This is a genomic window from Streptomyces xiaopingdaonensis (assembly GCF_000262345.1).
Lineage (GTDB): Bacteria > Actinomycetota > Actinomycetes > Streptomycetales > Streptomycetaceae > Streptomyces > Streptomyces xiaopingdaonensis.
In genome coordinates this window covers 1-6,510 of the sequence record NZ_AJTQ01000088.1, presented here as the reverse complement: position 1 = coordinate 6,510, position 6,510 = coordinate 1, and the positions used below count along the sequence as shown (strand labels likewise).

General features: G+C 73.2%; 3 protein-coding genes and 1 pseudogene. 2 read left to right on the top strand and 2 right to left on the bottom strand.

Annotation, left to right across the window (positions count from 1 at the left end):
- Positions 1-829, bottom strand: an 829-nt coding sequence (locus UWG_RS0107280) for an acyclic terpene utilization AtuA family protein (protein WP_016906544.1), incomplete at its 3' end; no start/stop codon positions are given.
- 544 nt (positions 830-1,373) lie between these two features.
- Here UWG_RS0107280 and UWG_RS0107275 point away from each other — a divergent pair.
- Together UWG_RS0107275 and UWG_RS0107270 are read left to right on the top strand one after the other, a co-directional pair.
- The gene (locus UWG_RS0107275; RefSeq protein WP_016906543.1) at positions 1,374-2,519 is read left to right on the top strand and encodes a helix-turn-helix transcriptional regulator; all 1,146 of its coding nucleotides are present in this window, start codon (positions 1,374-1,376) and stop codon (positions 2,517-2,519) included.
- Positions 2,520-2,615: 96 nt separating this feature from the next.
- Positions 2,616-3,278 (top strand): annotated as a pseudogene (locus UWG_RS0107270) (dioxygenase family protein); the annotation flags it as partial.
- Positions 3,279-3,329: 51 nt separating this feature from the next.
- Here the strand turns inward: UWG_RS0107270 and UWG_RS0107265 are convergent.
- Positions 3,330-6,176: an FAD-binding and (Fe-S)-binding domain-containing protein gene (locus UWG_RS0107265; RefSeq protein WP_016906541.1), complete on the bottom strand. Its 2,847-nt coding sequence runs from the start codon at positions 6,174-6,176 to the stop codon at positions 3,330-3,332.
- Positions 6,177-6,510: the final 334 nt, after the last annotated feature.

Below are 6,510 nucleotides of genomic sequence, written 5' to 3'. Positions count from 1 at the left end.
CGAAGTAGCGGGCGCCCGCCGTCTCGTAGAGCAGTTGCGCCGTCACCGTTCCCCGGGTGACGGCGCCGCCCGTGTCCGGGTGCTTGGTGAGGACGGCCGAGCCGTCGGCGTGGATCTCCGCGACGGGGAAGCCGGGGCGGCGTACGTCGACGCCTCGGCACCTGACCAACTCGTCGGTGAAGAAAGCGTAGTTGCCGCCCGTGACCTGCGGGCCGCACTCGAGCAGGTGTCCTGCAACCACGGCACCGGCCAGGGCGTCGGCGTAGCGGGCGAAATCCTGGGACGGGTCGTCGGTTTCGGGCGGGGGCTCGTACCAGCCGAAGTGCGCCGCCGCCGCACCGGTGACGAGCGCGGCGTCCGTCACCCGCCCGGTCACCACGACGTCCGCGCCGGCGCGCAGGCACTCCGCGATGCCGGCTCCGCCGAGGTAGGCGTTGGCGGTCAGCACGCCCTCCCCCCAACCTCGTGCCGAGAGGTCGTCCCCCTCGACGTGGGCGACTCTCGCCGGCACGCCGAGCCGCTCGCTCAACTCCTCGATGCGTTCGGCGAGTCCGCGCGGGTTGAGGCCGCCCGCGTTGGCGACCAATCGGACTCCGCGCTCGTGTGCTAGGCCGAGCCCGGTCTCGAGCTGGCGGAGGAACGTCTTGGCGTAGCCGCGCCGCGGGTCCTTGAGGCGGTCCTTTCCGAGGATCAGCATCGTCAGCTCGGCGAGGTAGTCGCCCGTGAGGACGTCGAGGGGGCCCTGGGTGAGCATTTCCTCCATCGCTTCGAAGCGATCGCCGTAGAAGCCGGAGGCGTTGCCGATACGCAGTACGTCACCCGCCGTCATGCTCACCCTTCCCGTGGGGTGGGGCTGTTGGCGTTCGAGAGTGACAGGGCGAAGGGAAACAAGCAAGCGTGCTTGCATGGGGAGTTGGTCCGGGGGGGCGGGTTGCGGTTCGGGGTGCTTGGGGCTCGGGGCTCAGGGCTCGGCCCCGGAGCTCGACGCTTGCAGCCCGGGGCTCGGAGCGCGGGGCTCGGGGCTCAAGACCCGGGGCTCGGGGCTCGGGGCTCAAGACCCGGGGCTCGGGGCTCGGGGCTCGGGGCTCGGAGCGCGCCCTGAGCCCCGAAGCGCAGGCCCGACGCCAGAGACTCAAGCCCGGAGCTCGACACCCGAAGCTCCCGCCTCCCCGGAGCCAACAGCCCCCGACCGAAACGCAGCGCGAGCCCCCAACCACCCCGCACCCACAACGACTGCCCATCCCCACCCCGGGTAAGAACCCCGCAACCCTCGACCCGCCACCCAGCCCCACGCTCCCGCCCGGACAGCACCTCCACATCCCCCGGCCCACCCCAGCGAGGGGCACCCCCCAACAGACCGGAGGACGAAACCCGTGGTGCACAGGACAGGTTCGAACGCCCGGCCCCGCACCGCGTTCCCCGCGGAAACGACGCACCCCCCGTGCACGGACCCCGATCCGGCGGCCGAGGCGTCTGCGCCGCGCCCGCCCGCCGCGCCGGCGGAGCGCGGTGGCGAGCCGGCAGCGCACCCCCCGCCGGAGCCGTGGCAGCGGACGGTCCCCCTGCACCGGCTGGCGGTCCCCTCCCTCGCCCTTCTCCCCTTCGCCATCGGCTCGTTCGACTCGATCGGCCCGCTCTCCCGCGCCCCCTTCCCGCACCGCCACACCTTCCACGAGCTGATCCTGCTCACCGCAGGCGAGGGCACCCACCTGGTGGACCTCCGACCCGCCCGGCTCGCCCCGCCGCAACTCCACGTCATCGCACCGGGGCAGGTGCACTCCTGGGCGCAGGCGCATGACCTCGACGGAAAGGTGGTCCTCTTCGAGGACGCGTTCCTGCTGGCTCACCCCGGCGACGGGGAACTCCTCGCCTTATTGGCACGGTCGGGCCCCTTACGGCTCGACGAGGAGTCAGCCGAGCAGACGTCGACCCTGCTGACGGCGATGGAGGACGAGTACACCGGAGCACGCCCCGGAGCCCTCTCCGTCCTCCAGGCGTATCTCCACATCCTGCTCGTCAGACTGCGCCGCCTCGCGCCCTCCGCGCCGGCGCAATCCCGGTGCTCCGGACCATCGAAGCGCCCCGGAGAGCCCGCAGATTCCGCGAAGCCCCCTCCCGAGCGCCGGCGCACGCCCCGCACCACCAGCCCGGCCGAACGGTTCACGACCCAACTCGCCCGCCCGGGCGCCGCAGCGGCCGAACGCTCGGTGACGGCATGGGCCGCGAAACTCGGCGTCAGCGTCGGCCACCTCAACGCCTGCGTCCGCGAGGCGACCGGACGCACCCCGGGCCAACTCCTGCGGCAGGCACAGACATTGGAGGCGAAACGGTTGCTCACCAGCACCGACCTCACCGTGGCACGCGTGGCGCACGAGGTGGGCTTCTCCGACGCCGCGTACTTCTGCCGCTTCTTCCGACGCGAGACGGGCACCACGCCCGGCGAGTTCCGCAGGGCGGCCGGCGGAATTCACCACTCCGGCCGCACTCCGTCCATCGACGCCCAACCCGACTGTCCCTAACGTCGGTTGACGTCCGACAGCGTGCCGTCCGAGGCGGCCCGCAGTCCGCGTCCGGCCGGTCGCGTCCCCACACGTCACCGACCCCAGGAGAGTCCTGTGGAACCGCGCACCCCCAAGCCCCCCGAGGCCGCGCAACCGCCCAACGGCCGTGGCCCGAGCCGCAAGACAGTCCTCAAGGCGGCCGTCGCCGCAGCGCCCGCAGCCCTGCTCCTCGGCGCGGCCGCCCCGGCCCTCGCCCGCGAACAGGCCGCCCGCAGCAAGCCACTCGCCCCCACCCCGGCCTGCGACGACGGGGACGACCCGACCCCGCCGCAGATGGAGGGCCCGTACTTCAAGCCCGACTCCCCCGAGCGCACCGACCTCGTCGAGCCGGGCACTCCCGGGACGCCGCTGACACTCAGCGGTTACGTCTTCGGCGTCGGTTGCGAACCCCTGGGCAACGTCCTCCTCGACTTCTGGCAGGCGGACCCGGGCGGCGAGTACGACAACGTCGGCTACGGCTTCCGCGGCCACCAGTACACCGCGGAGAACGGCGCGTTCGAGCTGACCACGCTCGTCCCCGGCCTCTACCCCGGACGCACCCGCCACCTCCACGTCAAAGTGCAGGCGCCCGGCGAGGAGATCCTCACCACCCAGCTCTACTTCCCCGGCGAGCCCCGCAACGAGACCGACCCGCTCTACGACCCCGCCCTGCTCATGAGCGTCCAGCAGGACGGGGAGGGACAGGTCGCCGCCTTCGACTTCGTCCTCGCCGTCTCCGGAGCCTGACGACCGCGGGGCGCCCCGGCGGAAGCCGCGGGCGCCCCGCGCCTACCGTTCGGCGTCGTCGAGCCCCTCCGCCAGCACCTCGGCGAAGTGCCGGCTGCGGACGCCGCCGAGCTGCTCCAGCTGCGTCCTGCACGAGAACCCGTCGGCGATCACCTCGGCGTTCTCCGGGGCGTTGCGGACCGCGGGCAGCAACTGGTCCTCGGCGCACGAGGCGGAGACCTCGAAGTGCCCCTTCTCGAAGCCGAAGTTGCCCGCCAGCCCGCAGCAGCCCGAGCTCAACTCACCCTTCATGCCCGCCTTTTCACGCAGCCGCCGGTCCGGACCGCTGCCCAGCACCGCGTGCTGGTGGCAGTGGTTCTGCCCGGCGACGGGACGGCCCACGTACGGGGGCTCCCACTCGGGTGCGTAGTGCTCCAGGGTCTCCGCGAAGGTGTGCACCGCCTGCGCGAGGCGTGCTGCCCTGGGGTCGTCGTCGAGCAGTTCGGGGACGTCGGTCCGCAGCGCCGCAGCACAGGACGGCTCCAGGACGGTGATCGGCAGCCCCGCGTCGAGCGCGGGTGCGATCCGGTCCAGCGTGCGGCGCATCACCTTGCGGGCGCGGTCCAGTTGGCCCGTGGAGACGTAGGTGAGCCCGCAGCACACCCGCCGCGGCGGTACGGCCACCCGCAATCCGGCGCTGTGCAGCACCCGCACGGCCGACGAACCGGCCTCGGGTGCCAAGTGGTTGGTGAACGTGTCGGGCCACAGCACCACTTGGCGCCCGCCGGGCTGGCTCGTACGGTCCTGCCTCCGCCACCACCGCGTGAACGAGATGTTCGGCAGCTCAGGGATGTCGCGCTCGGGCGCGATCCCGCCCACCCGCTTCGCCAGCGCCGCCAACGGGCCCACCGACGCCGCCGAGTTGAGCAGCGGCACCGCCCGGCTCGCGGCCGCGAGCGACAGCCACTCGGGCAGCCTCCCCATCGAATGGTGCGCCATCGGGCGCCGCCGGCCCTCGTAGTAGTGGTGGGTGAACTCGGCTTTGTAGGTGGCCATATCGACGCCGACGGGGCAGTCCGAGCGGCAGCCCTTGCAGGAGAGGCAGAGGTCGAGCGCCTCGTGCACCTCCTCGGAGCGCCAGCCGCCGGTCACGACCTCACCCGCGAGCATCTCGTGGAGGAGGCGCGCGCGGCCGCGTGTCGAGTGGCGCTCCTCACCCGTCGCACGGAACGACGGGCACATCACCGCGGCCCCCGCAGCGGTGTCCCGGCACTTCGCCACCCCGACGCACCTGCGTACCGCGGCGCCGAAGTCGCCCCCGTCCTCCGGGTATCCGAACTCCACGTCGACGGGTGTACGCGGCAGCGGAGCGAACCGCAGGTTCTCGTCGATCCGCGCCGGCCGCACCAGCATCCCCGGGTTGAGACCGCCGTCGGGGTCCCACAAGTCCTTGAACCGGCCGAAGGCACCGACGAGCCGCTCCCCGTACATGCGCGGCAGCAGCTCGGCGCGCGCCTGCCCGTCCCCGTGCTCGCCGGAGAGCGAACCCCCGTGCGCCACCACGAGGTCTGCGAGGTCCGAGGAGAACTCCCGGAATTTGCCCACGCCTTCGGGACTGAGCAGGTCGAAGTCGATCCGGACGTGGATGCAACCGTCCCCGAAGTGCCCGTACGGCAGGCCGCGCAGACCGTACGTACGCAGCAGTCCCCTGAACTCCCTGAGATAGGAGCCGAGTTGCGCCGGCGGAACGGCGCAGTCCTCCCAACCGGGCCATGCCTCACCGCCGTCGGGCAGCCGCGTGGCCGTACCGGAAGCGTCTTCCCGCACCCGCCACAACGCCCGTTGGTCCGCGGGGCCGACGACGATCCTGTGGCCCGTCGTCGCCGCCCGCATCGCGCGGCAGACCTCCTCGGCGTGCGCTTCCGCCTCCTGCTCGCAGCCCCCGCCGACCTCGACGAACAGCCAGGCGCCACCTCGGGGCAGCGCGGCACGCGCCGCGTCGCCCACGAGGTCGGCGGCCATCCCCTCGACCGTCAGCGGCCCGTGCGGGAGGACGCCCGCCGCCGCCTCCGCCGCGGCGCTCTCGTCCGGGTAGCCGAGTACGGCCAGGGCCCGCGCCGCCGGGGCCTCCACGAGGCCGACCTCGGCGCGCGTCAGGACGCCCAGCGTCCCCTCGCTGCCCGTGAAGGCGCGGGCCCAGTCCTCTCCCTTCTCCGGGAGCAGTTCGTCGAGCGCATACCCCGAGATGCGGCGCGGCAGATCGGGGTACCCCGTCCTGAGGAGCGCCAACTCCCCCTGCACAAGGTGCGATACGTGCTCCCGCAGTGCCGTCGGCACGCCCGCGCCGCCGCGTGCCAGGAGCGCGCGCTCGCCTCCGTAGGTGAGCACCTCCAGCTCGCGGACGTTGTCGGCCGTAGTGCCCCAGGCCACCGAGTGGGAGCCGCAGGAGTTGTTGCCGATCATTCCGCCGAGCGTGCAACGGCTGTGCGTGGACGGGTCGGGCCCGAACGTCAGGCCGTGTTCGCCCGCCGCCTTGCGCAGCACGTCGAGGACGACCCCCGGCTGGACGACGGCCGTCCCCGCCTCGGGGTCGAGCTCCTCCACGGCGTTCATGTGCCGCGTGAAGTCCAGCACCACGCCGATGCCCGTGGCCTGGCCGGCGATCGACGTCCCCGCACCCCGCGCGAGGACCGGCACTCCGCGCTCCCGGCAGACGCCCAGCACCGCGGCGACGTCCTCCGCGTCCCTGGGCGCCACCACGCCCTCGGGCACGCGGCGGTAGTTGGAGGCGTCCATGGTGACCAGCGCCCGGGCAGCAGAACCGAACGACACCTCGCCCCGCACCTGTGCGCGGAGCGCGCGCGCCAACTCGGCCGCCCGCGTGGCCTCTTCGCCCGCACGCCCGCGCATGGCGCCTCCCTGATGCGCTTCCGTGCGCCCTTGCCCCGTCACGTCCAGCTCCGACGCCCGCTCCCGTGCGGCACCGCCGTCTTCCGCCCCGGCGGCACCGTCCACCCGTCCCTGCCCCTGTGCCTCGTCCATACCTACAGGCTGCACGTTCTCCGCGCCGCCGATGCACGGCAACTCGCCCTGAACGGCGCGCGTATCGGCGCGGACGCTGCCAACCGGCCCGATGCGGACCCCGCGTTCGACGCCGCTGGCCGGCCGCCGGTGTTGCTCCGGACCGCTTGCCTCCTCAGCGACCGCCGACCGTCGTGCGTCGATCCTTCACCCGCCAACGAAC

Excerpts from the sequence above, each read along its gene's own strand:
- UWG_RS0107265 (WP_016906541.1), bottom strand. The coding sequence starts at position 6,176 with ATGCGCGGGCGTGCGGGCGAAGAGGCCACGCGGGCGGCCGAGTTGGCG.